The organism is Rhodanobacter glycinis, from assembly GCF_006438785.1.
GTDB classification, from domain to species: Bacteria; Pseudomonadota; Gammaproteobacteria; order Xanthomonadales; family Rhodanobacteraceae; genus Rhodanobacter; species Rhodanobacter glycinis_A.
This window is the reverse complement of the sequence record NZ_RCZB01000001.1, coordinates 344957-371637: the sequence shown is the minus strand read 5'-3', so window position 1 is coordinate 371637 and position 26681 is coordinate 344957. Positions and strand designations below refer to the sequence as shown.

The following is a 26681-nucleotide window of genomic DNA, read 5'->3' as shown; positions in this document are numbered from 1 at the left end:
CATCGGCGGAGAATCCGGCGCCACGATCGGCCGCGACAACGCCGGCGTGCATCTCAGGAGTCGCAGCATGCAAAAAGAACTTTCCGTGCCCGCACGGCGCAAAGGCAACGCGGGGTCGTGGGCGCTGATCGGCGCGGTGGTGGCGGTCACCGTGGCCGCGTTCGGCTACGTCGGCGGCTGGCTGGCGCCGCAGCGGCTGACACCGGCCAGGCTGATCGATCAGTTCCAGCGCAATGCCGGCACGTTTGCGGGCTACCGGCGCAACCACGCGAAGGGCGTATGCGTGGCGGGGTATTTCGACAGCAATGGCCAGGCGCTGGCGTACTCCGCCGCGCAGGTGTTCGCGCCCGGGCGCACGCCGGTGGTGGGGCGCTTTGCGATCCCCGGCAGCAACCCGTATGCGCCGGACAGCAGCGTGCCGATCCGCAGCATGGCGCTGCGCTTTGCGCTGGCGAACGGGCAGCAATGGCGTACCGGCATGAACAGCATGCCGGTGTTTCCGGTCGCCACGCCGCAGGCATTTTTCGCGCAGTTGCAAGCGCAGCAACCGGACCCTGCGACCGGCAAGCCGGATCCGGCGAAGCTCGCGGCGTTCTTTGCGGCGCATCCGGAGACGGCGGCGTTCCGCGCGTGGGCGAAGACGGCCAAACCGTCCGCCAGCTTCGCGACGGAAAGCTACGAGAGCCTCAACGCGTTCGTATTCGTCGACGCGCACGGCAAACGCCAGCCGGTGCGCTGGCGCATGCTGCCGCAGGCAACCGATGGCGGCGGCGCCGCGGGCAAGGCCGGCGACGCGGACTATCTGGCGGCCGATCTCGCCGGACGCCTGGCGCACGGACCGCTGCGCTGGCAGTTGCAGATCACGCTGGCGAATGCCGGCGACCCGACCAATGACGCGACCAAGACATGGCCGAGCGACCGCCGCACGATCGACGCGGGCACGCTGGTGATCGATGCGACCACGCCGCAGCAAAGCGGCGAATGCCGCGACATCAACTACGACCCTCTGGTGTTGCCCGCCGGCATCGTCGCTTCCGACGATCCACTGCTGCCGGCGCGGTCGGCTGCCTATGCCGACTCCTACCTGCGCCGCACCAGCGAGGAAGCGCACCTGCCCGGCACCGCCGCGCCGCAACCGGAGAAGCAGCCATGACGCCTACGACCGGCACGTTCACCCTGCCCGCGCGCGTACTGCACTGGCTGATGGCCATCCTGATCGTGGCGATGCTGTTCATCGGCGTCGGCATGGTCGCGTCGGTATCCGCGCGGCACGAATGGCTGCTCGCCATCCACAAGCCGCTGGGCATCGCGATCCTGATCCTGGCGATCGTGCGGCTGGCGGTGCGCCTGCGTCATCCGCCACCGCCGTTGCCGGCGGATCTGCCCGCGCTGCAGAAGCTCGCTGCGCTGGCGTCGCACTGGCTGCTGTATGCGCTGATGCTGGCGATGCCGCTGATTGGCTGGGCGATGCTGTCGGCCGGCGGCTATCCGGTGATGCTGGGTTCGTCGCTGCGGCTGCCGCCGATCTTTCCGGTCAGCCCGGTCGCGTTCGCCGTGCTGCGCCACCTGCACGGGTGGTTCGCGATGCTGCTGTTCCTGACGTTTCTCGCGCACATGGGCGCGGCGCTGTATCACGGCCTGATCCGCCGCGATGGGGTGCTGTCGAGCATGATTCGCGGGCGGCGAAAAACGGCGCCGGCTTCGATCGGCTACAGCGGTGAGCCCGCGGAAAATGCGCATGCAGCGGACGCGGGGAGCAACGGCCCGGACGCGGCGGAACGCATCGAGTAGCGCGCCACGTTCATGGTCAACGCGGGTCGGCGCTTGCATCGCTCGACCCGATCATCTGATGAAGCTGCCGGCAAGCGGCGGGAAGCTGCCGCTCGGTCACTGTCGCGACGCCGAGAAGGAGGCCCGACTCGGCGGCCGTGCCCGGGCTGAACCATGGCGAGAGCGGCGACGGAGCCAGGCCTTTGGCAAGCGCGTGCCGGGCGACGCTGACATCCGGCACGCCCTCGGGCAGGAGCACCACAGCGGCGAGGCCGCCTATATGGACGCGGTAGCCTTTGCGCTCCCATGCGGCCTGCAGTGCCTGGCTTCTTGCGGAGTAGATGCGCTTCATCCGGCGCAGATGCCTCATGTAGTGCCCCTCGCGCATGAACTGCGCGATCGCCTGTTGCACGGCAGGGCCCGGGGCCGATCCGAAGCACAAGGCCGCCTCGGTGATCCGCGTCACCAGTGCGGCGGGGGCGACGATGAAACCGAGCCGGAGCGCCGGGCTGATGGTCTTGCTGAACGATCCGATGTGGATGACGCGGCCGCTGCGATCGAGCGAGGCGAGCGCCGGTGCGGCGCGGCGATTGAGCTGCAGCTCGCCGAGATAATCGTCCTCGACAATCCACGCTCCGGTGCGTGCGGCCCACGCCAGCAAGGCGATCCGCCGCTTGAGCGACAGCGTCACGCCGAGCGGCGCCTGCTGGCCCGGCGTCACCAGAGCCAGGGCAGCGTCGGGCGCGTACTCCATGCCGTGGAAAACATCGAGGCCCTCCTCGTCCACCGGAATGGGGACGGGAACGAGCCGGGCGAGCTCGAGCGCCTTGCGGCTCTGGAAGAAGCCGGGGTTTTCCATCCAGGCCTCGCGGCCTTCCGCGCCCAACACCCCCAGGACGGTGCCGAGCGCACCGGCGAACCCTGCCGTGATGAAGATCTGCGACGGGCGGCACTCGATGCCGCGGGCCAGTGCAAGATGTGCGGCGATCTCGCGCCGCAGTTCCATTTCACCGCGGGGATCCGGATAGAGCGCAGGCGCAGCGACCTCGGCGCGAGCGGCCTGCGCACGCAGGCGGGCGAGCAGGCTCGTCGGGAAACCGTCGCGGGCGGGCACGCCCATCTGGAAGATGCCTGGAGCGGCAAGCAGGTGCTGGTATAGCGCCGGCGCTGCATCGGCCTCCGGCGCAGGAACGGCCCGCCCCGCTCCTGCCGGGTGCTCGGCCACCCTGGTGCCACCCGGGCGCGACGAGACGATGGCCTGTTCGTCGGCCAATCGTTCGTAGGCGGTCTTGACCGTGCCCCTGGCCACGCCGAGTTGCGCCGCCAGGGCGATCCACGAGGGAAGCCTTGCACCCGGCGCGAGCGCGCCGCTGCCGATCGCCGCGAGGACGCCCAGGCGGATCTGCTCCGCCAGCGTGGCCTTGGCAGACCGGTCGATCCGGATATGCATCGCCGCTGTCATGCCTCATGGTACATCGAACAATTTCATTTCTGGTTCTTTTATATGGACTGGTGTGGAGCGCAAGATGCGCCGAATTCACCAGGAGTCATCCATGAAAACCAAGGCCATTTTCGCCGCCCTGCTCGCCACCGCCGCGCTGTCAGTCACGGTCGCGGCGAGCGCCCACGCGCCGGGCGAGACCGTTGCGCCCAATTTTTCGCACGCGATCTCCAACGTTCCGGGCAAGTCCCTCGTCGCCGCCGAAGTGCGCTACCCGCCGGGCGGCGCCTCGCTGCCGCACACCCACGCGAAGTCGGCTTTCATCTACGCCTATGTCGTATCGGGCGCGATCGAAAGCCAGGTCGACCATGGGCCCGCACGGATCTACACGGCGGGCCAGTCGTTCTACGAAGAGCCCGGCGCCCATCACCGGGTCAGCCGCAACGCGAGCAAGACCGCACCGGCCACGTTGCTCGCGGTGTTTGTCGTCGACACCGGCGACATGCCCCTCACAACCCCGCAGAAATAGGTAGTCCCATGTCACAACGCATCGATTACACGAAGGTTTCCCCGGCCGGCATCAAGGCGCTCGGCGGCGTCTACGGTTATGTCGCGCAGTCCGGCATGGATACGCGGCTGATCGATCTGGTCTACCTTCGGGTAAGCCAGATCAATGGCTGCGCGTACTGCCTGGACATGCATACCGGGGCCTTGATCAAGGAAGGAGTTCCCATCGAGAAGCTTGCATTGCTTCAGGCGTGGCGCGAGGCTGGCAAGCTGTTCGACGCGAAAGAAAGAGCAGCCCTCGCCTGGGCCGAGTCGGTGACGCAGGTGGCGCAAACGGGCGTACCTGACGACGATTTCCAGAGGGCGTCCGAAGTCTTCAGCGAGAAGGAACTGGTCGACCTGACCATCGCCATCGGCCTGATGAATGCCTACAACCGGCTCGCCATAAGTTTTCGCAGGCCACCTGAAGCAGCCCGCATGGCGGGCGATTGATCGAGAAAGAAATGACCATGCCCTCCAGCAACATCCTCGGGGTGCGCATCCCCGATAGCACGATCGCCCGCGAGGCGACGCAGCTCCTTCGCGATACGGGAAGCGACCTCCTGTTCCAGCACTCGATGCGGGTCTATTGCTGGGCTGCCTTGACCGCAAAGCACAAGGGCCTCTCCTTCGACCCGGAACTGCTGTACGCCGGGGCGATGTTCCATGACCTCGGCCTCACCGCACGCTTCCACGCAAGCGCGCTGCGTTTCGAAGTGGATGGCGCGAATGCCGCGCGCGACTTCCTGAAAAGCCACGGCATCCCCGAAACGGACGTCCATAAAGTGTGGACCGCCATCGCTCTCCACACGACGCCGGGCATCCCCCAGTTCCTGCATCCGGAAGCGGCACTGCTGCACGTCGGGGCGGGCATGGACGTGGCCGGACGGTCGTACGACCAGTTCACGGACGAGGAGCGCGAGGCGGTGGTGGCGGCCTATCCCCGTGAAGCGGCATTCAAGCGCGACATCATCGATGCTTTCCACGAGGCCTTGAAGGATCGCCCCGCCACGACCTTCGGCACGTTCAACGACGACTTCCTGGCATTCAAGGACGCAAGCTTCCAGCGAGTGGACATGTGCAGCATCATCTTGAATTCACCGTGGGCAACTTGAGTTGCCGATAGCGGGCGATCGAAAACGTTCGCGTACTATTATTTCGCGGCGATTTCGGCCTCCCCAACTGGTCGCCACTACCTGCCTGCCGTGGCGGCGTCGGACGAAGATCACGGAGAAGCCGATTTGGTCGGGCGGCGATGCTGTTCATCGGCGCCGGCATGGTGGCGTCGGCATCCGCGCGGCACGAGTGGCTACTCGCCATCCACAAGCTGTATCACCGGCCTGATCCGCCGCGACGGCGTGCTGTCGAGCATGCTACGTGGTGAAAGGAAGAAGGAGCAGGCGGAGCCGGACACGCTGCCTTGAGCCGGGCCGTCTTGAGGTCGGGTCGTCTGAGATCCGACCGATGCTCAGGCCAGCGAGGTCCTGTCGCGTCCGCGATTCTCGGCAGCGGCTGCCGGCTCGGCGCAGCGCACCGGCATGCGGAAAATGAAATGCGTGCCCGCGTCGGTGGATGAGATGACCTGCAGCGTGCCGCGATGCGCACGGGCGATTTCCGCCGCGATATACAGGCCCAGCCCCAGCCCCGGTTGCGCCGACTGATCGGCGTCGCGCGAGAACGGCTGGAACAGGCGCGCGATCTTTCCGGCCGGAATGGCATGGCCGCCGTTCGACACGACCAGTTCGAATGTCTCGTCGTCGCTGCGTGCGGCGATGCGTACCGGCTGGTCGGCGGCGCCGTGGATCACCGCGTTGGTGAGCAGATTCGCCAGCAGCTGCGCGACACGGCGCACATCGCAGGCGACCGGATGCCCGATCGCCACGCTGACATCGATGGCGCGATCCTGATGCGCCTGCTGCACTTCGGCAATGACGTTGCGCAATTCCTCGGCCAGGTCGTCTTCCTGCTCGAACACGGCCGGGATGCCGCCGCCGAGCCGGCCGCGGGCAAAATCCAGGATGTCCTTGATCAGCTCGGCCATGCGCAAGGAGCTGCGCTGGATGTGGCCGATGGTGCGCTGCGAGCTGGGATCGAGTGCGGTGAGCTGCAGCAGCTCGGCGCCGACCCGGATCGCCATCAGCGGGTTGCGCAGGTCGTGCCCGAGCACGGCGATGAACTGCTCGCGCAGCTTCGCGGTTTCCTGCGCGTCCAGGAGCGCGCTTGCGCTTTTTTCGAGCCGATCCTGGGTGTCGAGTTCGGCGGCGATCAGTTTCGCGAACAGCTGCAGGGTCGCGACGACATTCGGCTCGTCGAGTTTGGCCGGCAGCGGATCGAGCGCGCACAGCGTGCCGAAGAACTCGCCATCCGCCAGGAAGATCGGGATCGAGATGTAGCTCTCGAAGCCATACAGCTTCGGCGTAGGGTGCTGCGCGAATTGCGGATGCGCGCTGGCATGGCCGAACACCACCGGCTGATGGTGCTGGCGGATCTCGTTGCAGATGGTGGATTCCAGCATCAGCTCTTCGCCGGGCTTCAGGCCGAAGTCGATCAGATCGTGGACCGCACAAACCGTCCAGTCGGTGTCGGTAACGCGGGCGATCGCGGCGAAGCGCATGCCGGTCGTGTGCGCGACGGCCTGCAGAATCGTGGGCACCGAGCCGATACGACGGATCGCCTCCAGGTCGGCGGTTATCGGCCGGTGCTTCGAGATTCCCGGGGTGCTGTCAGCGCGCATTTCCACAGCTTAGCCCACGACCGGAATCGTGCGACAGCCGGCGGCAAACTTTCGGCCCGGACAGACCATCCGGCCGCGAGTGGCGCCAGGCGGTCGGCAAAACGGTAAATCGGGACCGCCGGCGAATGCGATTCGACGGCGTTGTCCATCTGCCCGCTTCACCGATTGACCGGCTTCGGGCAGCGGCACAGACTGCGCAAGGGGAACCCGGCGGTGACCGTCCACGTCATCATGGGAAAGCAGTCATGTCCAAGAGCTTGATCAACCGATTCACCGTTGCCGCGGCGATGCTCGCTGTCATGGGCGGAGCGCAGGCAGCCGACAAGAGCACACCCACCGACGCGCAATTGATCGCCAGCGCGATGCGTGCCGCACCGGCGCGCGTGGCGAAGAACGCGACGATCATCGCGATGGGTGCGGATGGCCAGATGCGCACGCTGCGCAAAGGCAGCAACGACTTCACGTGCATGCCGGACAACCCGGCCACGCCGGGACCGGATTCCATGTGCATGGACAAGAACGCGGGCGAATGGATCGACGCGTACATGGCGCACAAGACGCCGCCGGCCGGCAAGCTCGGCCTGATGTACATGCTGGAAGGCGGCACGGATGCGAGCAACACCGATCCGTACGCGAAGAAACCGGACACCGCCAACCACTGGATCAAGACCGGGCCGCATTTCATGATCGTAGGCGCGGACCCCGCGTTCTACGCGAACTACCCGAAGGGTCCGAACCCGGATACCGCCGCGCCGTACATCATGTGGGCCGGCACGCCGTACGAGCACCTGATGGCACCGATCAAGTAGTAAATACGATGGGATCACGTGGGTTGCCGCCCGACCGGTTGGCGCGATACGCACCGACCGGCCTGCTCGCGCGTCTCATCGCATCGCGGACGCGGCGAATTCCGTCGCACAAGCGCACCACGGCATTGATGTCCGAAAACGGCGAGTCAGGTTGATGGGGCGGTGCTAGCCTGCACGCATGAGCGAACACGCTTCCCCGCCCGACCCGCACATCTGCGAACAGGCCCGACTCAGCCGCGACGCGCGCTTCGACGGGCTGTTCTTCACCGCGGTGAGCAGCACCGGCATCTATTGCCGACCGGTGTGCCCGGCGCCACGACCGAAGCGCGAGAACGTACGCTACTACGCGAACGCCGCCGCCGCGGAAGCGGCCGGGTTCCGCCCGTGCCTTCGCTGCCGGCCGGAGCTGGCACCGGGCAACGACCAGTGGCAGCGCGGCGATCATGTGGTGGCGCGTGCGCTGAAGCTGATCGAGGCCGGCATGCTGGCGGAGCAATCGCTGGACGAACTGGCGGCGTGCGTCGGCATCGGCGCGCGGCAGTTGCGCCGGCTGTTTGTGGAGCGCGTCGGTGCACCGCCGATCAGCGTGCACACGACGCGGCGGTTGCTGTTCGCGAAGCAGTTGCTGACGGAGACGGCGCTGCCGGTGACCGAGGTGGCGCTGGCGTCCGGCTTTCGCAGCCTGCGCCGGTTCAACGCGGCGTTCGCGCAGGCGAACCGCATTGCGCCGCGCGAACTGCGCCGGCATCCGCGTGCGGTGGCGGGCGCGGCGCTGGTGTTGCGGCTGGGTTATCGGCCGCCGTACGACTTCGAAGGGCTGCTCGCGTTCCTGCGCACGCGTGCGCTGCCGGGCGTGGAGCGGGTCGACGAGCACAGTTATGCGCGGGTGTTCGGCCCGGCCGACGCGCCGGGCTGGCTGCGGCTGAGCGCGTGGCCCGGCGGCGAGCACGCGCTGCAATTGCAGCTGCATTGTCCGCAACCGACGCAACTGCTCGGCGTGGTGACGACCTTGCGGCGAATGTTCGATCTGGATGCGAACCCGCAGGCGATCGCGGATACGTTTCGTCATGACGCGATCCTCGGCCCGCTGCTGGCGCGTCGCCCCGGCCTGCGCCTGCCCGGCGGCTGGGACGGTTTCGAGATCGCGGTACGCGCGATCCTCGGCCAGCAGATCAGCGTGGCGGCCGCGCGCACGCTGGCGACGCGCATCGTGCAGCGCTGGGGCGAAGCGTTGCCCGCCGCACCGATGCCGGGACTGGAACGACTGTTTCCGACGCCGGCTGCACTGGCGCACGCGGACCTGCGCGAGATCGGCCTGACCACGACGCGCGCCGCGACGATCAGCGGCATGGCACAGGCGCTGCTGGACGGCCGCGTGGATTTTCGGGCGGAACAATCGCTGGATGAATTCGTGGCGCGCTGGATCGCGCTGCCCGGCATCGGCGAATGGACAGCGCACTACATGGCGATGCGCGCGTTGAGCGATCCGGATGCGTTCCCCGCGGCGGACCTGATCCTGCGCCGCGAAGCAACGACTGACGCCGCGCCGCTCAGCACGAAAGCACTGACGCTGCGCGCGGACGCGTGGCGACCGTGGCGCGCGTACGCGGTGATCCATCTATGGCGCGGCACCTCGGACGCGCCAGCACCGGCGCGCGCACCACGCCGCAAGAAACCGGAGACCCTCGCATGACAACCATGCCGGACACGATTCACTACGACGAGATGGACAGCCCGGTCGGCACGCTGCGCCTGGTCGCGGACAGCCGCGGCCTGCGCGAGATCTGGTTCGAGCGCGAACGCCATCCGAAAAAGGCGCATGCGGGCTGGGTCCGCGCAGCGGGGCCGCTCGCGTTCGCGCGCGTCCAGCTGGAAGAATATTTCGCCGGCGAACGCCAGCACTTCGAACTGCCGCTGCATCCCGTCGGCACGCCGTTCCAGCTCGCGGTGTGGGATGAGCTGGGACGGATTCCGTACGGCGTCACGATCAGTTACGGCGAACTGGCGCGGCGCATCGAGCAACCGCTGGCGGTGCGTGCGGTCGGCGCCGCGAACGGACGCAACCCGTTGCCGATCGTGCTGCCATGCCATCGGGTGATCGGTGCGGACGGCAGCCTCACCGGCTTCGGCGGTGGCCTGCCGACCAAACGTTATCTGCTGGCGATGGAAGATCGCATCGCGCGGGGCGACCTGTTCTTCGGTCCTACATGACACCTGTTCCACATGCCCTCCCTTTTCGTCATTCCGGCGCAGGCCGGAATCGCACTTGCTTTCCATTCACCACTGATGGATGACCGTCTGTCTTCGCTGATGATGAAGCGATGACCAGCTTCGCTGTTGAAAAGCTCCTCCGGCCTGCGCCGGAATGACGACCTGTGGTTGTGCCGCGACTTGATCGTGCCTGGCCCTACCCGATCTTGCTCGGCCCAGCCCGCTATTGACGCCGCGAAAACTTGATGTATACACTGTATACATGAAGAAGCTCACCACGCCGGAAAAGATCCTGCGCGCCGCGCACAAGGTGTTCGATCGCGAGGGCGCCGACGCCGTGAGCATGCGCCGCGTCGCCGAGGCGGTCGGCATCACGCCGATGGCGATCTACCGGCACTTTCCAAATCGCGAGGCGTTGCTGAAGAGGTTGTCCGACGACAGCTTCAACACGGTCGCGCATGAATGGGAAGCACGCGCGACGCATCCGGACATCCTCAAGCGCCTGCTCGCGCTGCTGGAGCCGTATCTGAATTACGCGCTGGAACATCCGCACCTGTTCGACCACGCGTTCTCGGTGCGCCGTGACGATGCGCGGCGCTTTCCCGAGGACTTCCGCGCGCGCCAGTCGCCGACGCTCAATGTCATTGCCGATGCGGTCGCCGAGGGCGTGCGGCTCGGCGTGCTGAAACAGGACGATCCGTGGGACGTGGCGATGTCGCTGTGGGCGCATGCGCACGGCCTGGTCGCGCTGTATCGCGCCGGCCGCTTCAGCTACGACGAGGTGCGGTTCCGCAAATTCTATTTCGAATCGATAGGGAGACTGGTTGATGGCATCAAGGCTTGATCGTTTCATGCTGCCGGCATGGCTGGCAGCGACCGCACTGGCCGCGCTGGGCTGGTGGTTCGGCAGCGGCGTGCATCCGCTATGGTGGCTGACCTGGCTGGCACCGTTGCCGGTGCTGTGGCTCGCACCGCGGGTGCGCGCCCGCTGGGCGGCGCTGGCGGCGTTTGCCGCGTACGCGATCGGCGGGATCAATCAGTGGGAGTACCTGCACGGGTACATCGGCCTGCCGGTGGTGGCGATCATCCAGGCCGTCGGCACACCTGCCCTCATGCTCGCGTTGTGCGTACTGCTGTTCCGGCGATTGTTGCTGCGCGGCCACGCGCTCGCGGCGACGTTGGCTTTGCCGGTGGTGTGGGTCGCACTGGAATACATCAACAACCTGATCTCGCCCCACGGCACGTTCTTCAACATCAGCTACACGCAGATGGATGCTCTGCCGATCATCCAGATCGCCGCCGTCACGGGCCTCTGGGGCATCGGTTTTCTGGTGTTGCTGTTGCCGGCGGCGATCGCCGTGCAGACGGCGCACCAGGCGTCGAAGCGCAGCCGCATGACGGCTGCCGCGCTCGCCGCATTGCCGATCATGCTCACGCTCGTCTATGGCAGCTGGCGACTGCGGGCCCCGGCCACCGCGACGATCCGCGTCGGCCTGGTGTCGTTGCAGGAACCGGCACGGTCTGCCGCAGCCCTGCAGGTGCGGGACGCGCATTACGTGGACGCGATCAACCGTCTCGCGGATGCCGGCGCCCGCATCGTGCTGACCCCGGAAACATCCTTCGCCAGCGACGATGCCAACCTTCCTGCGTTCGCGGAGCTGGCGAATCGGCGCGAACTGACCGTGGGCATCGGCATCGACTCCACGAGCGATCCCCGCGCCGAGCGCAACATGCTGATGGTGTTCCAGCCGGGAGCCATGTCACCGGCCACCTACAGCAAGCATCATCTGCTGGTCGGCTTTGAGCAGTACGTTCCGGGCGACAGCTACACCATGCTCGAAAGCACGCCACGGGTCGGACTGGCGATCTGCAAGGACATGGATTTCCACGACATCGGCCACGCCTATGCAGCACGCCACGCGCAACTGCTGCTGGTGCCCGCATCGGATTTCACCGTCGATGGTTGGCTGCACAGCCGCATGGCGATCATGCGCGGCGTGGAAAGCGGTTTCGCCATCGCGCGTGCCGCCCATTCCGGCCGCCTCACGCTGAGCGACGACCGCGGCCGCGTGCTGGCCGAGGCTTCCAGCGAGAAGCACGACGCCGAGCTGGTGGGCGACCTGCCGCTACGCGAGACGCATACGCTGTACGCGCGCTGGGGCGACTGGTTCGCGTGGCTGGATCTGGCCGGCCTGATCGTGCTGCTGGGGCTGGCCCTGCGTCCGCTGCATCGTTGAAATGAATGATCAGCCGCTGTGCGCGGGTGCCGGCAGATCCTTCGGCACCACGCGCGGCAAGGTCGAACTGTCCCGCTCGCGATCGAGCAGATCCTGCTGGTTCGCGCGATCGCGCTCGCGCTGGGCACGGTCGGCATCGTCCAGTCGTTGCTGGCTGCGTGGGTCGCTCGCGGTCGGGCGCTTGGCGTTGTCGGCCACACCCTGACGCAGCTGCTGTTCGAGCTGGCTCTTCTGCAGCTGATCGCGCGTTTGCTGCTGTTGCGCCGACTGCTGGAACTGCTGGCTCGGTGACTGCGCCGCCCGGCTTGTCGGCTGCGTGGCGGATTGCCAGGCACAGGCCGCACCGAACGGCGCCAGCGCCAGTGCGCCGACCAGCAGCGTGCGCAACATCGGGCCATGCAGAACGACAGGTGTAATGGTCATGTCAGTGCGCGATCATGAGGGGGATGATGTTTTCCATCCTAAGGCTGTACATATGAAATTACTGTTTCGCCTGCTGCTGTGTTCACTGGCAGCATTCAGCTTCGGCTGCGCCACCCAACGCCCGGACACCGCTGCCGCCACCGCCGCCAACCGCGTCTCCACCCCGCTGTTGCTGATCTCGATCGATGGCTATCGCCACGACTACATCCAGCGCGGACTCAGCCCCACGCTGTCGATGCTGGCGCAAAACGGCGTGCAGGCCGCTTCGCTGCAGCCGGCATTCCCGTCGCTGACATTTCCGAACCACTACACCATCGTCACCGGACTGACCCCCGACCACCACGGCATCGTCAACAACACGATGTTCGATCCGCGACTCGGCAAGTTCTCGCTGAACAGCCGCGACGCCGTCAGCGATGGGCGCTGGTGGGCCGAGGGCACGCCGATCTGGGAAACCGCGGACCAGCACGGCCTGCGCACCGCGACCATGTTCTGGCCCGGCTCCGAGGCGGACATCCACGGCCATCACCCGGTTTACTGGAAACCGTTCGATGGCAAGCTGACCTCCGACCAACGGGTGGACCAGGTGCTGGCGTGGCTGGATCTGCCGGCCGCCGAGCGGCCCGGCTTCCTCACCCTGTATTTCGACGCGGTCGACCACGCGGGCCATGTCTACGGCCCGGATACTGCGCAGGTGAACGATGCCTTGCGCGAGACCGACGCGGCGATGGCCCGACTGGTATTGGGACTGAAGCAGCGCGGCCTGTTCGAGCGCATCAATCTGATCGTGCTGGCGGATCACGGCATGGCGGACGTGCCGGAGTCGAACAGCGTGATGATCGATCAGTTGATTCCACTCGACCAGGTGAAGACGGTGAGCATGGGCATCCTGGCCGGCTTCAACCCGAAATCGGAAAGCCCCGGGGCGCGTGCCGATTTCGCGAAGGTCGAGCAGACCCTGGAGCGGCCGCATCCGCACATGCAGTGCTGGGACAAGACCCGCGTGCCGGCGCGCCTCGCCTACGGCAAGAATCCGCGCGTGCCGCAACTACTGTGCCTGGCGAACGTGCATTGGCGCATCACCACCAGCGACTATGCGGCCAAGCGCAAGGACCGGCTGAGCCTGGGCGAGCACGGCTACGACAATGCCGAGCCGCTGATGCAGGCGCTGTTCGTGGCGCACGGCCCCGCGTTCCGGGTCGGCGCGAAGGTGCCGGCGTTCCCGAACGTGGACGTCTATCCGCTGATGACCCACCTGCTCGACCTTCCCGCTGCCGCGAACGACGGCGACTACGACGCGGTGAAGGACATGCTGAAGCCGGCGGCGCGCTGAAGCACGATTCCCTCTCCTCCGGGCTTTGCCAGGAGGAGAGGGAATCACCCGCTTACGGCATCGCGCCCTTGCTCATCGGCGTAGGCGGCGTCGCCACGTTCACCAGCGGCGGCAGCCGGAACAGGCGCAATGCGATCAGCAGGCCGGCCAGCACCAGCGTGCCGACGAACAGCGCCACACCATTCCAGCCGTGCGACGCATAGAACAGCCCGCCGCTGGCGCCGGCGATGCTGGAGCCCATGTAATAGCAGAACAGATACACCGACGAAGCCTGCGCCTTCGCAACACCAGCGCGCCGACCGACCCAGCTGCTGACGATCGAGTGGCCACCGAAGAAGCCGAACGTGATCGCCACGATGCCCAGGATGATCAGCGGCAGCGGTTGCGCCATGGTCAGCGCCACGCCGACCAGCATCAGCGCGAACGCCGTCCACAACACCTTGCGCCGCCCGAGCTGACCAGCCAGATGCCCCATCCACGCCGAGCTGAAGGTGCCGACCAGATAGATGCCGAAGATCAACCCGACGACCGCCTGGCTCAGGTGGTACGGCGGCGCCAGCAAACGGTAGCCCAGGTAGTTGTAGACGGTGACGAACGCGCCGAGCAGCAGGAAACCTTCGACGAACAACCACGGCAGGCCGCGGTCGCGGAACATGCCGGTGAAGCGTCCCAGCACCATGCGCCAGCGCAACGGCTGCGCCACGAAATGCCGCGAAGGTGGCAGCGCACGCCAGAAGATCAGGCCGGCCAGCACGCCGATCACACCGACCACACCCACACCGAAGCGCCAGCCGAAGAAATCGGTCAGCACACCGGTGATCAGGCGCCCGCCCATGCCGCCGACCGCGCTGCCGCTGATGTACAGCCCCATGCCCAGGCCGATCGACTCGACATCCATTTCCTCGCCGAGATACGTCATCGCCACCGCCGGCAGGCCGCTCAAGGTCAGGCCCATCAGCGTGCGCACCACCAGCAGCGCCGACCAGCTTGGCATCAGCGCCGTCAGCAGCACCAGTACCGCCGACGACAGCAGCGACACCACCATCACCGACTTGCGCCCCCATGCATCCGACAGCGCACCGGCAAACAGCATCGCAAACGCCAGCACGCCGGTGGTCAGCGACAGCGACAATGCGCTGACCGCCGCACTCACGCCGTAGTCATGACTGAACTCCGGCATCAGCGGCTGCACGCAATACAGCAGACCGAAGGTGGCGAAGCCGGCCGCGAACAGTGCGAGGTTGGTGCGACGGAATGCCGGCGTGCCGTGGTGGATCGTCGGCGCCGACTCCCCATGGAGCGGTGCAGTGCTACTGGAAGCCGTGTCCATCGTCATGCTCGATCGGTTGCTGTAATCACCGCGCAAGCATAAACGCTAGCTCCGCACCATTGAGCGTCTATTAACGATGGCATTGATGCGTTTGGGCTACGAACAACGTCGGACGAACTCACCGTGATCGGTGTCCTGCCGCATCTCAAGGCGAACCCGACGGCGGCGGCGTAGCCACCGAATGGCGGGACAGGAAGCCGTTTATCAGGGTCGCTATCTCATCGGGCACTTCGAGCGAGGCGAAGTGGTCCGCGTCGAGCAGATGGACCTCCGCCGTGGGCACGTCACGTTGGTAGGCAAGCGCACCGGACGTGGTGAAGAACGGATCGCGGCGGCCCCAGAGCACCAGCAGCGGCACCCTCATCTTGCGCAGCATCGCCTGCCACGCCGGATAACGCAGAACGTTGTTGCCGTAGTCGAACCATAAGTCATTGCGGCCGTCGATCACTCCGGGCCGCTGCGCGGCGGCAACCATCAGCAAGGCCGCATCGGGCGTTACCCCATCATCGGGACTCCAACCGTCCGCCCGCGGATACGCCAACCGGGCCACGTAGCCGGCACGACGCCGATCAACTGCGGGATTGCGCGTCTGCCAGTGGCGACGCAATTCCCCTTGCGGGTCCTGTGCCGAAGGAAAGCCGTCGAGATGAATCACGCCGTTCTGCACGACGATCACGCTGATCGCGTCCGGGTTCGCCTGCATCAGGCGAAAACCCACGGGCACGCCGTAATCCTGCATGTACAGCCCATAGCGAGTGATGCCCCGCGCAGCCAGGAACTTGCGCACCGTATCGGCGACATGATCGAAGGTGTAGCGATAGGTCGCATGATCGGGCGCATCCGAGTAGCCGAATGACGGGTAGTCGACCGCCAGCACATGCAGTTTCCCGGTGGCGGCAAGATCTTCCATCAGCTTTTCGTACATGATCGACGACAAGGGATTGCCATGCAGGAACACCAGGGTCGGCGCATCGCGGGGACCGCCCTCGCGGTAGAACAGGTGGATGCCGTCGACCTTCTGCCAGCCATAGGTGAGCGTCTCCGCCTGCGCCTGCATGCAGCCCAGCGCCATCAATAGAACCATCAGGCAAAGTTTCCTCACGCGTTTCTCCACTGGCTGGAAGCGTCCCGCATGCCGACCTGGAAAATTTCCGGATCAAGGCCGTGCCGGCTTGCGGTTAGTATTGGGCGCCCGGCGCAAGCGGTGAAGTTATGATTTTTCACAACACGGTGAATGCATTTCATCCATGAAATATCTGTTGCCGCCCATGCATACGCTGCGTACGTTCGAGGCGCTGGGGCGTCTGCGGAACTTCTCGCGAGTCGCCGAGGAACTGCACCTGACGCCCAGTGCGGTGAGTCATCAGATCAAGTCCATCGAGGCGTTCTATCGGCTCGCGCTGTTCCAGCGAAACCGACGCGACGTCGCGCTGACACCCGCCGGCGAACACCTGATGGAGGTGGTGCGGACCACGCTCAGGCAGCTTTCGGAAGCCGGCGAACAACTGCGTCGACGCGACGGCAACCGACTGTCCGTCAGCGTGCCGCCGTCGCTGGCAAGCCGCTGGCTGCTGCAACAGCTCGGTGCTTTCCTGCACGAACATCCGGAGATCGACTTCACGCTGCATACCACCACGTCGCTGGTCGACCTCGATGCCGACGAGGTCGATCTCGCGATCCGCTTTGGCGGTGGCCGCTGGCCGGGCGCGCGCAGCGAAAAGCTGTTCGACGAAGAACTGTTTCCTGTAGCCGCTCCCGGCTACGTCACCCGCATGCGCTTGCGCAAGCCAGCCGATCTCGAGCGCTGCGTGCTGCTGCGGGATGATTTCGGCGCGTGGCCGGAATGGCTCGAGCGTGCCGGCGTCGCTGGCGGCGAGCATGTGTTCGGGCCGCTGTTCAACGACTCCGCACTGCTGCTGCAAGCTGCAGAAGCCGGCGCGGGCGTGGCGCTCGCGCGCAGCCGCCTGGTCACTGACGCGATCGCCGCCGGTACGTTGAAGCGCGTCGGCAGCGTTGCCATACCCTCGCGCGGCAGCTATTACCTCGTCACGTCTTCGCGCCGGCCCAAAGCGGCTGGCGTGATGCACTTCAGCCGTTGGCTGAGCGGATCAACGGATACATGACGGTCAAGCGCTGCGGTCGCTGCGCAATGCGCGCACCGCCTCGTCATCGCCCGCCGCGCCGCGTCCGCTGATCCAACCAAACAACGCGATGCCGACGATGATCGCCAGCGCGCCGAACAGCGCGTAACCATGCGGCCATGCTTCATCGAGAAACAGCACGCCGAGCAGCGTGGCGAACAGCAGTTCCGCCGCCTGCATCGCCTCCACCGCAGCCAGCGCGGTCGGCTCGCTGCGCACCATGTCGGTGGCACGGAAGAACAGGATGGTGGCGATGGTGCCCGAGGACAGCGCCACGCCGCCGGCCAGCAGCGCCTCGCGCCACGTCGGCGGGCCGATCGTGAACCACGCGACCGCCGCGAACAGCCACCACAGCGGCCAGCTGCACAGCGTCATGCCGAACACCCGCTGCACCGCGTTGAGCCGGATACCGCAGTGTTCGAGGTGCAACAGCAGCTTGCGGTTGCCCAGCGGATAGGCGAACGCGGACAACACCACCGCACCGATCGCCAGCCAGTCGCCCGCATGCAGCCGGCCTTGCGCATGGCCCCATTGCAAGGCGAACACGCCGGCGACAATCAGTGCACCGATCGCCAGCGTGGGCCACGCCAACCGACGCCGCTCATCGCGATAGATCAGCGGCGCCAGCAGCGGCCCGGCCAGCACGGTGGTCTGGAAGCTGCCTGCTATGAGCCACGACGGCCCGCTGTTCGCCGCCCAGGTCAGCGGCAAGCCGAACAGCACGAAGCCGACACCGCTCCACAACAACCACGGCCGCGCATGCCTGCGTAGCTCGCGCGGCAGATCGCCGAGTCCACCCTGCAGGGGCGCCACCACGGCCAGCAGCGGCAGGGTGAGCAGATAGCGGAGGATCACCGCCCATGCCCAATGTCCGCCGCCGGCGACGAGGCTCCGATTGAGCACGTAGGTAAGCGTGAAGAACAGCGCCGAACACAGCGCCAGCCCCACGGCGGCAAGAGCCTTCGAACGCATGCCGGCTACCGGATAAAAACGCGAGTGTGGCAAATCGGACGATGCTTGCGTAGCACTGTCGCGCTGTCATCGCCTCCACCGACGAAGTTCATCATGATTCGGAAACCGCACCATGATCCGCAGCGGTCGACGAGAAAGGCCGCAGCCTGTCCTGGTTCGCGCACCGCATGCCGACAGGCGCCTGCAGCGCCCCACCGTGGCCCTGACCGCCGACCCGGCGATGCCCGCGTGACTTCGTGCACATGCTGCCCTGACGTGCATGGATCCAGACTCGCGGCACCTTCCGCGGAGCCAGGACCATGCCGATATCCCGATGGGCCGTTGCGTGCGTGTTCGCATGCCAGTTGGGCACCCTGCACGCCGCGGAGGCGTCCAACGCGCTGCGCGACGAACTGGTGGCGATCACCCAGGCCTGGGTCGACGCGATCCCGCTGGGCGACAAGGCGATCTGGCAGCGGACGCTGACCGACGATGCCGTGCTGATCGACGAGTTCGGCCGCATCCAGCACAAGAAGGATGCGATCGCCTCGCTGCAAGTGTTCCCCGCCGGCTTCGCCGGCAGCATCGAACTGCGCCAGCCGAAGGCATGGCGATACGGCGATACCGCGCTGCTCCAGGTGGAGGAGTACGAGCGCGAGACTGTCTTCGGACAGCAGCTGGTGGTGCGCTACCAGGCGCTGGCGACGTTCGTGAAACAGCACGGCGCCTGGAAGATGGCCGGCATGGAGGATGTGACGATCCCGACGCCGCCGCCGGCACTCGATGTGCGCGGCCTGACCCTCGGCGGCTATGCCGGCACCTACCGCTACGCGCCGGATCGCGCCTGGACGGTCAGCGTGCGCGATGGCGTGCTGGGCTATGTCACCAAGGCCGGCCGGCCGTTCACCGCGCTGGAGCCGATCGCGCGCGATGTGTTCATGGGCACCGACGACGAGCGGAACCTGCTGATCTTCCGCCGCGATGCGGCCGGCCACGTCAGCGAACTGGTCGAGCGTCGCAAGTTCAACGACCTGCACCTGGCGCGCGAGACCCACGCCGGGTAGTTGCCGGCGCCGGCTCGCCGGCCAGCGCGGCAGCACCGGCGGCGGCGACCTGCGCGTCCTGCGTCGACTGCATGCCGGAGACGCCGATGGCGCCGATCACGCAGCCGTCGGCGATCAGCGGCAACCCGCCGTCCAGCGGCAGCAGGTTGTGCATGCCGAGCAGGCGCAGGCCGAGGCCGCCGGAGGCCACCGCATCCTCGAAGAGTTTGCTTGGGCGGCGGAAATTCACTGCCGTCTCCGCCTTGCCCTGCGCCACCGGCACGCTGCCGTGCTGGGCCTGGTCGAGCGCGTGCAGCATCACCAGCTGGCCGCCGCTGCCGACGATGGCGATCACCATCGGCCAATCATGCGCGGCGGCTTCCGCCTCGGCGGCGGCCGTCACGGCGCGGGCCTGGTCGAGCGTGATCGGCGCGCCGTAAGGCAGTGGCTTCATCGCGCCGCCTCCGTCGTCGAAGCGGCCGCGAAGTCCACGCGCTGCGCGGCACCCGTCCACACCGTGGAGGCATAGCCCGGCGGTTTGTCGCCCACCCCCACGCCGCCATGCAGGCCGGCCTGCTGGGCCGGCTCGAAGAAGCTGTAGGGGAACTGCGAAGGCAAGGCGGAGACCTCGTCCAGCCGGCGCATGGCCTCGTCAGGCAGCGGACGATCGAGCGCGCCGAGGTTGTCCTCGAACTGATCCAGGTTGCGCGAGCCGAGGATCACCGCACCCAGGGCGGGCTGGCGCGCGGCCCACTGGATCGCCACTTGCGCCATGCTCAGGCCGCTTTCGCGCGCCACCTGCTCGACCGCGCCGACGATGGCCCAGTTGCGCGGCGTGAACTTGTCCGCCAGCGACGGAAGGCCCATCGACTTGACCACCTGCAGCCGGCCTTCGCCCTCGCCGTCGTGGCCGGCCTCGCTGGGCCGGTACTTGCCGGACAGCAAGCCCATCGCCAGCGGGCTCCATGCGGTGATGCCCATGCCCAGCTCCTGCACCAGCGGCACGTATTCGCGTTCGATGTTGCGCTCGGCCAGCGAATACTGCAGTTGCAGGTTGACCAACGGATGCAGGTGGTGCGCACGCGCCAGCGTCTGGATCTGCGCGGCGTACCAGGCCGGCACGTCGGACAGGCCGGCGTGGCGGATCTTGCCGGCGCGCACCAGGTGGTCCAGCGTCTGCAGCACCTCTTCAGCCGGCGTGATCCGGTCCCAGGTGTGCAGCAGATAGAGGTCGATGTAGTCGGTGCGCAAGCGGCGCAGCGAGCCTTCCACCGCACGCAGGATGTTCTTGCGGCCGTTGCCGCCGGCATTCGGGTTGCCCGGTTCGGCGTTGTAGCTGAACTTGGTGGCGAGCACCACGCGGTCGCGGCTGCCGCTGTCGGCGATGAACTTGCCGAGCAGGCGCTCGCTGCTGCCGCCGGTGTAGAGGTCGGCGGTATCGATGAAATTGCCGCCGGCGGCGAGGTAGCGGTCGAACATCGCGCGGGCGGTGTCCTCCGCCGCGCCCCAGCCCCAGTCGTCGCCGAACGTCATGGTGCCGAGCGCGAGGCGGCTGATGCGCAGGCCGGAGCGGCCGAGGGTGTAGTACTGGTCGAGTGACATGGCAGGACGCCGTCAGTGGGGACGGCGCAAAGTCTGCGCCTTGTCATTCCGCGGAAAAATGCCGATTCTATTGATGCTTCATGAAGCTGGACTAATCAATGATCGACGACCACAGCCCGGCGCTGCGCGCCTTCCACACCATCGCCCGGCACGGCAGCTTCACCCGCGCCGCAGCCGAGCTGGAGGTGACGCCGTCGGCGCTGAGCCAGGCGATGCGCCAGCTGGAACAACGCATGGGCGTGCGCCTGCTGCAGCGGAGCACGCGCAAGGTGGGCCTGACCGAGGCGGGTCGGCAGTTCCTCGAACGCATCGGCCCCGCGCTGGCCGAGATCGACGGCGCGGTGGAAGCGCTGCGCCAGCACGGCGACCACCCTGCCGGTACCTTGCGCATCACCGCGCCGCACAGCCTGCTCGACCAGTTGCTCGCGCCGATGCTGGCGGACTTCCTGCGCGCCTGTCCCGACGTCACGCTCGACCTGATCGCCGACAACGCGCTCACCGACCTGGTCGCCGATGGCGTCGATGCCGGTATCCGCCTCGGCGAGCGGCTGGCACGCGACGTGGTCGCGCTGCCGCTGGGCGGACCGCTGCGCGCGGTGGTGGCCGGCGCACCGGCGTACTTCGCGCGGCATGGCCGGCCGCAGCATCCGCGCGAGTTGCAGCAGCACGTTTGCGCACGCTTTCGCTATCGCAGCAGCGGCGCGATCTACCGCTGGGAATTCGCCGATGGAAGCCGCGCCGATAAGAGCCGCCCCGATAAAAGCCGCGCCCATAAAGTCAGCACCGGCAAAAGCGGCGCGACGGCCCATCGCTGGTTCGAGATCGACGTGAACGGCCCGCTCATCACCAACGAACCCTCGCTGCCGATCCGCGCGGCGCTGGACGGCCTGCTGCTGGTGCACATGCTGGAGCCGATGGTGCGCGAACACATTGCCGCCGGACGGCTGCAGACCGTGCTGGACGCATGGCTGCCGCCGTTCGACGGCTTCTACCTGTACTACCCGAGCCGGCTGCAGGTGCCGCCGAAGCTGCGCGCGTTCATCGACTTCCTGCGCGAGCGGCTGGAACCGTCGGCCTGAGGGCGATCAGCGATAGCGCCAATGACCCTCGACCCAGACATGCCGCGGGCCCCAGTAGGCCGGCACCCATACGCGCGCACGTTCGACCTGCACCGGCGTCACCACGCGCACATGACGGACAGGACGCGGCCCCGCCACGATGCAACCGGAAAGTAAAATGCTGCCGACCAGCAACAGTGGGGCGATGGCGAGACGGGACGTGATGCGATGCATGGGACACTCCTTGCCGTGGATGTGTCTCCGCAAACGCGTTCCCGCGGGTGGCGATGACGCGAACGCCAGCCGATGACGGCTGGCGTTCAGCTCGATCACCGTGGCCTGAACCGGGTACCGCTCAGTTCCAGCGCCCGTTGCTGCCGCCCAGGCTGTAACGGCCGGCGCCGAGCAGCATGATCGCCAGCGCAGTGCCGAAGAACATGCCCTGCAGTTCCAGCGCCCAGCCACCGGTATCGGCCAGCGTGGCGAACTGGCCCAGGTGCACCAGCACGATCGCCACGACCATGTTGGCCACGATGATCAACGCACCAACCCGCGTCCAGTAACCGAGCAGCAACAGGACCGGCGCCACCACCTCGCCGACGTATACCCCGTAAGCCAGGAACGAAGGCAGGCCGGCGCCGGTCACCACGCCAATGATGTAACCCGGCCCGTGGATCAGTTTGGAAACCCCGTGAAACAGGATCAGCACACCCAGCACAACGCGAAGCACCAGCTTGCCCAGATCGGTGGAACCTTGCATGGGAACTCTCCTGAGGTGGTTTTCCGGAACACCGTCGTCGACGGCGCGCAACGCCGCCACCGTCTAGTCCGATGATGCATCCATCGCGTCGGCCGGTGCCAGCGGCAGGGACAGGTGGACGTCCAGTCCGCCGCCGTCACGATTTGTCGCCCGGAGCTCGCCGCCGTGGATTTTCGCCACGCGCTGCACGATGGCCAGGCCCAGCCCGTGGCCATCGGCACGGGCCGCGTTGCTGCCCCGAAAGAATGGCCGGAACAGCGACTCCAGCTCGGCCTCGGGCACGCCGGGGCCGCGGTCGCGAACGGACAACCCGGCCATGCCATCGGCCTCATGCACCTGCAGCTCGACCTGGCCACCCTCGACGCTGAACTTGATGGCGTTGGCGATCAGGTTGTCCAGCGCGCGCTCCAGCAACTGCGCACTGCCGAACACGATGACCGGCGCGGCGGGTGCACTCAACCGCAGCTCGATGCGGCGCGCCTGCGCTTCGAGTTCGGCCTGCTCCAGGCATTCGCGCGCCAGCTCGATCAGATCCAGATTCTCGCAACTCATGCCGGGGATGCCGCCCTCCAGCCGCGACAGCGCGAGCATCTCCCCGGTCATGCGATCCAGGCGCGCGATCTCCGATTCGGCCTGGCGGAAATACGCCGCGGCCTGCGCCGGATCGACGCTGTTCTGCGCCAGGTCGAGAATCAGGTGCAGCCGTGCCAGCGGCGAACGCAACTCGTGCGACAGATCCTGCAGCACGCGGCGATCGTGCGCCACCAGCGCCTCGATGCGTTCGGCCATGGCATCGAAATCGTGGGCGAGTTGGGCGAGCTCGTCGTGCGCCATGCCGCCCTGGCGACCGACCCGGGTGGAAAGCTCGCCTGCGGCCATGCGCCGGGTGGCATGGCGCAGCGCCTCGACCGGCCTGGCCACGCTGCGCGCCACCCACCAGCCGACCAGGCCGATGAACAGCAGCGATAATGTCAGCTGCACCACCAGCAGGATCTTTGCGCGGGTCTGCGGACGCAGCCGCGTATGCGTGCGGCTCAGCGCCACCAGCTGGCGCGCCTGCCCATCGCTGCCGGTGATCTGCTGCACGGAAAGATAGAGGCCCGCTCGTGGCTGCAGCAGGATGTCATGCCCGGCGTCGAGCCAGGCCGGCAGGGATGCCTGGATCGACGACGACAGCCGGATCGGCGACAACGGCCGCCCGTTTTCGTAAAGCGTGACGTCGATGCCTTCATGCCGCTGTTGTGCAGCCCACGTCGCGAGAGCCGGCGTACCGCCGCTTTCGTAAACCTGGTCGGCGTCTTGCGCCAGCGACGTCCAGTTGATTTCCACCGCCGTGGTGTATTCGATGAAACGTTGAGTGAGAAAGCTGCCCAGAAACAGCACCAGCAGGTTCGCCACGCAAAACCAGACCAGCAGACGCCAGTAGATCGAGCTCTTGAACGCGTTCATGGCGCACTCGCGATCATCAGGTAACCCGAACCGCGCACCGATTCGATCCGCGGCGATTGCGCCGATGCCTCGGCCAGCTTGTGGCGCAGGCGGCTCACGTGCACATCGATGCTGCGATCGAAACGCTCCAGCTCACGGCCCAGCGCGATGCGCGTCAGCGAGGCCTTGTCGACCAGTTCGCCGGCACGCTGCGCCAGCGTCAGCAGCAGTTGGAACTCCGCGCCGGTCAGCACCAGTTCCTGCTCGCCGATGAAAGCTCGCCGGTCTCCCGGTTGCAGGCGCAACGTACCCACCTGCAGATTCGCCGCGGTGGCCGGCGTGTTGCGCCGCAGTTGCGCGCGCACGCGCGCCAGCAGCTCGCGCGGCAGGCAGGGTTTGGACAGGTAGTCGTCCGCACCCAGCTCCAGCCCGATCACCCGATCCACCGGCTCGCCCTTCGCGGACAGCATGATCACCGGCAGGCGATGCTGCATGCGCAGCTCGCGCAGGGTATCCAGGCCATCGCGACCGGGCATCATCACATCCAGGATCAACAAGTCCGGGCGCAGCGTCGGGTTGCGCAACTGCACCAGCGCCGTTTCGGCGTCGTGGGACATATCCACCATGAACCCTTCGCGCTGCAGGTACTCGGCCAGCAGCCGGCACAGTGCGCGGTCGTCGTCGACGATCAGGATCCGAGGTGTTGCGGCGGGTTGCATGGGTTCCATTCAAGCGTTGCGGCGGGATGAACTCCACGAGCTTTACGCATCTTTACCTTTCGGCAAAGAACATACACACGGCATTGTCGTCAAATAGGTTGCAAGCCCTCCCCCCAACCACAGAGGTTCCAACCATGCGCAAGAACATCACCCTCGGCCTGATCCTGGGCTCGACCCTGGCCCTCGCCACGCTCGCCGTGGCCGCTCCCGCAGGACAGGATGCCGGCATGCATCAGGACCGGCACTCGCACCGACATGGGCACGAGATGGGCTTCAGCAAGCTCGACCTGAGCGATGCCCAGCGCACCAGCATCAAGCAGATCATGCAGACCAGCCACGCGCAGAACAAGACGCAGTGGGAGGCACTACGCCAGCAGCGCAGTGCGTTCGAATCGATGACGCCGGACCAGGTCGGCTATCAGGCCGCAGCGGCCCGACTGGCCCAGGCTGAAGGCGACGCTACCCGCGTCCGTGTGCAACAGAAGGCCACGGTGCGCGCGCAGATCTACGCGGTGCTGACGCCAGTGCAGAAGGCAAAGATGGCCACGATGAAGACGGAGAAGCAGGCACGCCGGGAGCAGTGGAAGCAGTTCAGGGCCGAGCACCCGGCGCCATCGTCGACATCGAACGCGGCTCAGTAAGCACCACCACGCCATGGACGGCGGCAACAGGCGGCGCCAGCATTCGTGCTGGCGCCGCTATCCGTTTGAAGGCTGCCAGTCAGCTGCCGTGCGCGCTCAGCGTGCGGCCAGGGCGCTCACCGTCGCCCGGTAGCGCATCGCAATGCGTTCCTCGTCACGATGACGGAAATCGCGCACCACCCATTCGCCGCCGCACATCACGTCGCGCACCAGCGGCGTGTTGCCGGCGAACAGGAAGCTGTCCAGCACCGAGCGGGCATCGCGCGCGGCGAGCAGCGGCGAGTTTTCATCCAGCACGATCAGGTCGGCACGTGCGCCGTCGCGCAGCTCGCCCAACGGCAGGCCCGCAGCCTGCGCGCCACCGTGCAGCGCGGCGGACCACAACGTCTCGCCCACGCTGACGCCCTGCCCGCGCGCCGCGACGTTGCGATGGCCGCTGGTCAGCCGCTGGCCGTACTCCAGCCAGCGAAGCTCCTCCACCGGCGAAATCGAGATATGCGAATCCGAGCCGATCCCCAGCGTGCCGCCAGCATCCTGATACGCCGTCAGCGGAAACAGGCCGTCACCGAGATTCGCCTCGGTGGTGGGACACAGCCCCGCCACCGCGCCGCTGCGGGCGAGCTGTACCGTCTCGGCATCGGTCAGGTGGGTGGCATGCACCAGGCACCAGCGCGCATCGACGTCGGCATGATCGAACAACCATTCCACCGGGCGCGCGCCACGCGTGGCGAGGCAATCCTGTACCTCGCCGATCTGCTCGGCGATGTGGATGTGGATCGGACAGGCCATGGCGAACTCATTGGCCAGCACCTCGCGCATCGCCTGCTCCGGCACGGCGCGCAACGAATGCAGCGCGATGCCGATGCGCAGGCTGTCGTTTTCGTGCTTGCGCAACGTGTCGAGCAGGCGCAGATAGCCGTCCACATCGTGGCCGAAGCGACGCTGCCGCGGAGTGAGCGCGCGGCCATCGAAGCCGCCGCTGATGTACAGCACCGGCAGCAGGGTGAGCGCGATGCCGACCTCGCGCGCCGCCTCGATCAGTGCCAGCGACATCGCCTCCGGCTGCGCGTACGGCGTACCGTCGGGCTGATGATGCAGGTAGTGGAATTCGCAGACCTGGGTATAGCCGGCCTTGAGCATTTCCACATAGAGCTGGGCGGCGATCGCCTTCAGCTCGTGCGGACCGACGGTGGCAGCGAACGCATACATCGTTTCGCGCCAGCTCCAGAAGCTGTCGTCGCTGCGGCCCTTGCGTTCGGCCAGCCCGGCCATCGCACGCTGGAACGCATGCGAATGCAGGTTCGGCATGCCGGGCAGCACCCAGTGGCCGATCGCATCGCCGGCATCATCGGCCGTCTCGCACAAACGGCCATCGGCTCCCACCGCCAGCACCGCGTCGATGTGCCAGCCATCGGCGCGCCATAGCTGGCCTGCCCGAAATTGCCGAACGGCGGCGTGGATGCTCATGCAGGCGACTCCCGTGGACGATGCCGCGCAGTGTAAC

General features: G+C 66.9%; 28 protein-coding genes. 15 read left to right on the top strand and 13 right to left on the bottom strand.

What is annotated here, in order from left to right; translation table 11 throughout:
• Positions 1-67 precede the first annotated feature (67 nt).
• A complete protein-coding gene (locus tag EAH75_RS01930; RefSeq protein ID WP_140803953.1) occupies positions 68-1153 on the top strand; it encodes a catalase family peroxidase in 1086 nt (361 codons plus the stop codon).
• Complete coding sequence (locus EAH75_RS01925) at positions 1150-1791, top strand: cytochrome b (protein ID WP_140803951.1); 642 nt, start codon at positions 1150-1152, stop codon at positions 1789-1791. Before EAH75_RS01930 ends, EAH75_RS01925 begins: the two co-directional genes overlap by 4 nt.
• Before the next feature lie 16 nt (positions 1792-1807).
• On the opposite strand, the gene EAH75_RS01920 is transcribed toward EAH75_RS01925, so the two are convergent.
• Complete coding sequence (locus EAH75_RS01920) at positions 1808-3220, bottom strand: PLP-dependent aminotransferase family protein (protein ID WP_206666190.1); 1413 nt, start codon at positions 3218-3220, stop codon at positions 1808-1810.
• A gap of 103 nt (positions 3221-3323) precedes the next feature.
• Here EAH75_RS01920 and EAH75_RS01915 point away from each other — a divergent pair, with 103 nt between their 5' ends.
• Genes EAH75_RS01915 through EAH75_RS01905 form a run of 3 tightly spaced genes read left to right on the top strand, consistent with a single transcriptional unit; the run spans position 3324 to position 4872 of the window.
• Positions 3324-3740 (top strand): cupin domain-containing protein, encoded by a 417-nt coding sequence (locus tag EAH75_RS01915; protein WP_140803947.1) that lies wholly within the window; start codon positions 3324-3326, stop codon positions 3738-3740.
• A gap of 8 nt (positions 3741-3748) precedes the next feature.
• Positions 3749-4210 (top strand): carboxymuconolactone decarboxylase family protein, encoded by a 462-nt coding sequence (locus EAH75_RS01910; RefSeq protein WP_140803945.1) that lies wholly within the window; start codon positions 3749-3751, stop codon positions 4208-4210.
• Positions 4211-4221: 11 nt separating this feature from the next.
• Positions 4222-4872: an HD domain-containing protein gene (locus tag EAH75_RS01905; RefSeq protein WP_206666189.1), complete on the top strand. Its 651-nt coding sequence runs from the start codon at positions 4222-4224 to the stop codon at positions 4870-4872.
• A gap of 353 nt (positions 4873-5225) precedes the next feature.
• Here EAH75_RS01905 and EAH75_RS01895 read toward each other — a convergent pair whose 3' ends face one another.
• On the bottom strand, positions 5226-6491 hold the full coding sequence (locus tag EAH75_RS01895) for a GAF domain-containing sensor histidine kinase (RefSeq protein WP_140803943.1): 1266 nt from the start codon (positions 6489-6491) through the stop codon (positions 5226-5228).
• A 245-nt stretch (positions 6492-6736) separates the two neighbouring features.
• Here EAH75_RS01895 and EAH75_RS01890 point away from each other — a divergent pair, with 245 nt between their 5' ends.
• From EAH75_RS01890 to EAH75_RS01870, 5 genes are all read left to right on the top strand, one after another.
• Positions 6737-7300 (top strand): hypothetical protein, encoded by a 564-nt coding sequence (locus tag EAH75_RS01890; protein ID WP_140803941.1) that lies wholly within the window; start codon positions 6737-6739, stop codon positions 7298-7300.
• Positions 7301-7478: 178 nt separating this feature from the next.
• Positions 7479-8993 carry an AlkA N-terminal domain-containing protein gene (locus EAH75_RS01885; RefSeq protein ID WP_140803939.1) on the top strand — a complete coding sequence of 505 codons (1515 nt, stop codon included), beginning with the start codon at positions 7479-7481 and terminating at the stop codon, positions 8991-8993.
• Entirely contained in the window at positions 8990-9511 is a 522-nt protein-coding gene (locus EAH75_RS01880) for a methylated-DNA--[protein]-cysteine S-methyltransferase (protein ID WP_140803937.1), read from the top strand. Before EAH75_RS01885 ends, EAH75_RS01880 begins: the two co-directional genes overlap by 4 nt.
• A gap of 262 nt (positions 9512-9773) precedes the next feature.
• The gene (locus EAH75_RS01875; RefSeq protein ID WP_140803935.1) at positions 9774-10355 is read left to right on the top strand and encodes a TetR/AcrR family transcriptional regulator; all 582 of its coding nucleotides are present in this window, start codon (positions 9774-9776) and stop codon (positions 10353-10355) included.
• The gene (locus EAH75_RS01870; protein WP_140803933.1) at positions 10339-11748 is read left to right on the top strand and encodes a nitrilase-related carbon-nitrogen hydrolase; all 1410 of its coding nucleotides are present in this window, start codon (positions 10339-10341) and stop codon (positions 11746-11748) included. The genes EAH75_RS01875 and EAH75_RS01870 overlap by 17 nt, the downstream gene beginning before the upstream one ends.
• Before the next feature lie 9 nt (positions 11749-11757).
• On the opposite strand, the gene EAH75_RS01865 is transcribed toward EAH75_RS01870, so the two are convergent.
• Entirely contained in the window at positions 11758-12171 is a 414-nt protein-coding gene (locus tag EAH75_RS01865) for a hypothetical protein (protein ID WP_140803931.1), read from the bottom strand.
• A gap of 52 nt (positions 12172-12223) precedes the next feature.
• Between EAH75_RS01865 and EAH75_RS01860 the strand changes: the two genes are divergently transcribed.
• On the top strand, positions 12224-13504 hold the full coding sequence (locus tag EAH75_RS01860; RefSeq protein WP_140803929.1) for an ectonucleotide pyrophosphatase/phosphodiesterase: 1281 nt from the start codon (positions 12224-12226) through the stop codon (positions 13502-13504).
• Between the two features lie 52 nt (positions 13505-13556).
• Here EAH75_RS01860 and EAH75_RS01855 read toward each other — a convergent pair whose 3' ends face one another.
• Complete coding sequence (locus tag EAH75_RS01855) at positions 13557-14840, bottom strand: MFS transporter (protein ID WP_428993486.1); 1284 nt, start codon at positions 14838-14840, stop codon at positions 13557-13559.
• Positions 14841-14979: 139 nt separating this feature from the next.
• Positions 14980-15936: an alpha/beta fold hydrolase gene (locus EAH75_RS01850; protein WP_206666188.1), complete on the bottom strand. Its 957-nt coding sequence runs from the start codon at positions 15934-15936 to the stop codon at positions 14980-14982.
• Positions 15937-16081: 145 nt separating this feature from the next.
• Between EAH75_RS01850 and EAH75_RS01845 the strand changes: the two genes are divergently transcribed.
• Positions 16082-16957, top strand: coding sequence for a LysR substrate-binding domain-containing protein (locus tag EAH75_RS01845; RefSeq protein ID WP_140803927.1), 876 nt, complete (start codon positions 16082-16084; stop codon positions 16955-16957).
• Positions 16958-16960: 3 nt separating this feature from the next.
• On the opposite strand, the gene EAH75_RS01840 is transcribed toward EAH75_RS01845, so the two are convergent.
• Positions 16961-17947: a multidrug resistance efflux transporter family protein gene (locus EAH75_RS01840; protein ID WP_140803925.1), complete on the bottom strand. Its 987-nt coding sequence runs from the start codon at positions 17945-17947 to the stop codon at positions 16961-16963.
• Between the two features lie 299 nt (positions 17948-18246).
• Here EAH75_RS01840 and EAH75_RS01835 point away from each other — a divergent pair, with 299 nt between their 5' ends.
• Complete coding sequence (locus EAH75_RS01835; protein WP_140803923.1) at positions 18247-18990, top strand: nuclear transport factor 2 family protein; 744 nt, start codon at positions 18247-18249, stop codon at positions 18988-18990.
• Here the strand turns inward: EAH75_RS01835 and EAH75_RS01830 are convergent.
• Positions 18950-19423, bottom strand: coding sequence for a GlcG/HbpS family heme-binding protein (locus EAH75_RS01830; protein ID WP_140653008.1), 474 nt, complete (start codon positions 19421-19423; stop codon positions 18950-18952). The two genes, EAH75_RS01835 and EAH75_RS01830, sit on opposite strands and share 41 nt — an antisense overlap.
• Positions 19420-20571, bottom strand: coding sequence for an aldo/keto reductase (locus EAH75_RS01825; RefSeq protein WP_140803921.1), 1152 nt, complete (start codon positions 20569-20571; stop codon positions 19420-19422). Before EAH75_RS01825 ends, EAH75_RS01830 begins: the two co-directional genes overlap by 4 nt.
• A gap of 98 nt (positions 20572-20669) precedes the next feature.
• Here EAH75_RS01825 and EAH75_RS01820 point away from each other — a divergent pair, with 98 nt between their 5' ends.
• Positions 20670-21650 carry a LysR family transcriptional regulator gene (locus tag EAH75_RS01820; RefSeq protein WP_140803919.1) on the top strand — a complete coding sequence of 327 codons (981 nt, stop codon included), beginning with the start codon at positions 20670-20672 and terminating at the stop codon, positions 21648-21650.
• 6 nt (positions 21651-21656) lie between these two features.
• On the opposite strand, the gene EAH75_RS01815 is transcribed toward EAH75_RS01820, so the two are convergent.
• The 4 genes from EAH75_RS01815 to EAH75_RS01800 all read right to left on the bottom strand — a co-directional run bounded on the left by EAH75_RS01815 (position 21657) and on the right by EAH75_RS01800 (position 24536).
• On the bottom strand, positions 21657-21863 hold the full coding sequence (locus EAH75_RS01815) for a YXWGXW repeat-containing protein (RefSeq protein ID WP_140653000.1): 207 nt from the start codon (positions 21861-21863) through the stop codon (positions 21657-21659).
• Positions 21864-21984: 121 nt separating this feature from the next.
• Complete coding sequence (locus EAH75_RS01810; protein WP_140652998.1) at positions 21985-22389, bottom strand: DoxX family protein; 405 nt, start codon at positions 22387-22389, stop codon at positions 21985-21987.
• A 63-nt stretch (positions 22390-22452) separates the two neighbouring features.
• A complete protein-coding gene (locus EAH75_RS01805) occupies positions 22453-23838 on the bottom strand; it encodes a sensor histidine kinase (protein WP_140803917.1) in 1386 nt (461 codons plus the stop codon).
• Positions 23835-24536 (bottom strand): response regulator transcription factor, encoded by a 702-nt coding sequence (locus EAH75_RS01800; protein ID WP_140652993.1) that lies wholly within the window; start codon positions 24534-24536, stop codon positions 23835-23837. Before EAH75_RS01800 ends, EAH75_RS01805 begins: the two co-directional genes overlap by 4 nt.
• A 134-nt stretch (positions 24537-24670) precedes the next feature.
• On the opposite strand from EAH75_RS01800, the gene EAH75_RS01795 reads away from it, so the two are divergent.
• Positions 24671-25177, top strand: a complete 507-nt coding sequence (locus EAH75_RS01795) for a Spy/CpxP family protein refolding chaperone (RefSeq protein WP_140652991.1) — start codon at positions 24671-24673, stop codon at positions 25175-25177.
• Between the two features lie 96 nt (positions 25178-25273).
• On the opposite strand, the gene EAH75_RS01790 is transcribed toward EAH75_RS01795, so the two are convergent.
• The gene (locus tag EAH75_RS01790) at positions 25274-26644 is read right to left on the bottom strand and encodes a formimidoylglutamate deiminase (protein WP_140652989.1); all 1371 of its coding nucleotides are present in this window, start codon (positions 26642-26644) and stop codon (positions 25274-25276) included.
• Positions 26645-26681: the final 37 nt, after the last annotated feature.

Coding starts and splice junctions, on each gene's coding strand:
- EAH75_RS01930 (WP_140803953.1), top strand. CDS start 68: ATGCAAAAAGAACTTTCCGTGCCCGCACGGCGCAAAGGCAACGCGGGG.
- EAH75_RS01925 (WP_140803951.1), top strand. CDS start 1,150: ATGACGCCTACGACCGGCACGTTCACCCTGCCCGCGCGCGTACTGCAC.
- EAH75_RS01920 (WP_206666190.1), bottom strand. CDS start 3,220: ATGCATATCCGGATCGACCGGTCTGCCAAGGCCACGCTGGCGGAGCAG.
- EAH75_RS01915 (WP_140803947.1), top strand. CDS start 3,324: ATGAAAACCAAGGCCATTTTCGCCGCCCTGCTCGCCACCGCCGCGCTG.
- EAH75_RS01910 (WP_140803945.1), top strand. CDS start 3,749: ATGTCACAACGCATCGATTACACGAAGGTTTCCCCGGCCGGCATCAAG.
- EAH75_RS01905 (WP_206666189.1), top strand. CDS start 4,222: ATGACCATGCCCTCCAGCAACATCCTCGGGGTGCGCATCCCCGATAGC.
- EAH75_RS01895 (WP_140803943.1), bottom strand. CDS start 6,491: ATGCGCGCTGACAGCACCCCGGGAATCTCGAAGCACCGGCCGATAACC.
- EAH75_RS01890 (WP_140803941.1), top strand. CDS start 6,737: ATGTCCAAGAGCTTGATCAACCGATTCACCGTTGCCGCGGCGATGCTC.
- EAH75_RS01885 (WP_140803939.1), top strand. CDS start 7,479: ATGAGCGAACACGCTTCCCCGCCCGACCCGCACATCTGCGAACAGGCC.
- EAH75_RS01880 (WP_140803937.1), top strand. CDS start 8,990: ATGACAACCATGCCGGACACGATTCACTACGACGAGATGGACAGCCCG.
- EAH75_RS01875 (WP_140803935.1), top strand. CDS start 9,774: ATGAAGAAGCTCACCACGCCGGAAAAGATCCTGCGCGCCGCGCACAAG.
- EAH75_RS01870 (WP_140803933.1), top strand. CDS start 10,339: ATGGCATCAAGGCTTGATCGTTTCATGCTGCCGGCATGGCTGGCAGCG.
- EAH75_RS01865 (WP_140803931.1), bottom strand. CDS start 12,171: ATGACCATTACACCTGTCGTTCTGCATGGCCCGATGTTGCGCACGCTG.
- EAH75_RS01860 (WP_140803929.1), top strand. CDS start 12,224: ATGAAATTACTGTTTCGCCTGCTGCTGTGTTCACTGGCAGCATTCAGC.
- EAH75_RS01855 (WP_428993486.1), bottom strand. CDS start 14,840: ATGACGATGGACACGGCTTCCAGTAGCACTGCACCGCTCCATGGGGAG.
- EAH75_RS01845 (WP_140803927.1), top strand. CDS start 16,082: ATGAAATATCTGTTGCCGCCCATGCATACGCTGCGTACGTTCGAGGCG.
- EAH75_RS01840 (WP_140803925.1), bottom strand. CDS start 17,947: ATGCGTTCGAAGGCTCTTGCCGCCGTGGGGCTGGCGCTGTGTTCGGCG.
- EAH75_RS01835 (WP_140803923.1), top strand. CDS start 18,247: ATGCCGATATCCCGATGGGCCGTTGCGTGCGTGTTCGCATGCCAGTTG.
- EAH75_RS01830 (WP_140653008.1), bottom strand. CDS start 19,423: ATGAAGCCACTGCCTTACGGCGCGCCGATCACGCTCGACCAGGCCCGC.
- EAH75_RS01825 (WP_140803921.1), bottom strand. CDS start 20,571: ATGTCACTCGACCAGTACTACACCCTCGGCCGCTCCGGCCTGCGCATC.
- EAH75_RS01820 (WP_140803919.1), top strand. CDS start 20,670: ATGATCGACGACCACAGCCCGGCGCTGCGCGCCTTCCACACCATCGCC.
- EAH75_RS01815 (WP_140653000.1), bottom strand. CDS start 21,863: ATGCATCGCATCACGTCCCGTCTCGCCATCGCCCCACTGTTGCTGGTC.
- EAH75_RS01810 (WP_140652998.1), bottom strand. CDS start 22,389: ATGCAAGGTTCCACCGATCTGGGCAAGCTGGTGCTTCGCGTTGTGCTG.
- EAH75_RS01805 (WP_140803917.1), bottom strand. CDS start 23,838: ATGAACGCGTTCAAGAGCTCGATCTACTGGCGTCTGCTGGTCTGGTTT.
- EAH75_RS01800 (WP_140652993.1), bottom strand. CDS start 24,536: ATGCAACCCGCCGCAACACCTCGGATCCTGATCGTCGACGACGACCGC.
- EAH75_RS01795 (WP_140652991.1), top strand. CDS start 24,671: ATGCGCAAGAACATCACCCTCGGCCTGATCCTGGGCTCGACCCTGGCC.
- EAH75_RS01790 (WP_140652989.1), bottom strand. CDS start 26,644: ATGAGCATCCACGCCGCCGTTCGGCAATTTCGGGCAGGCCAGCTATGG.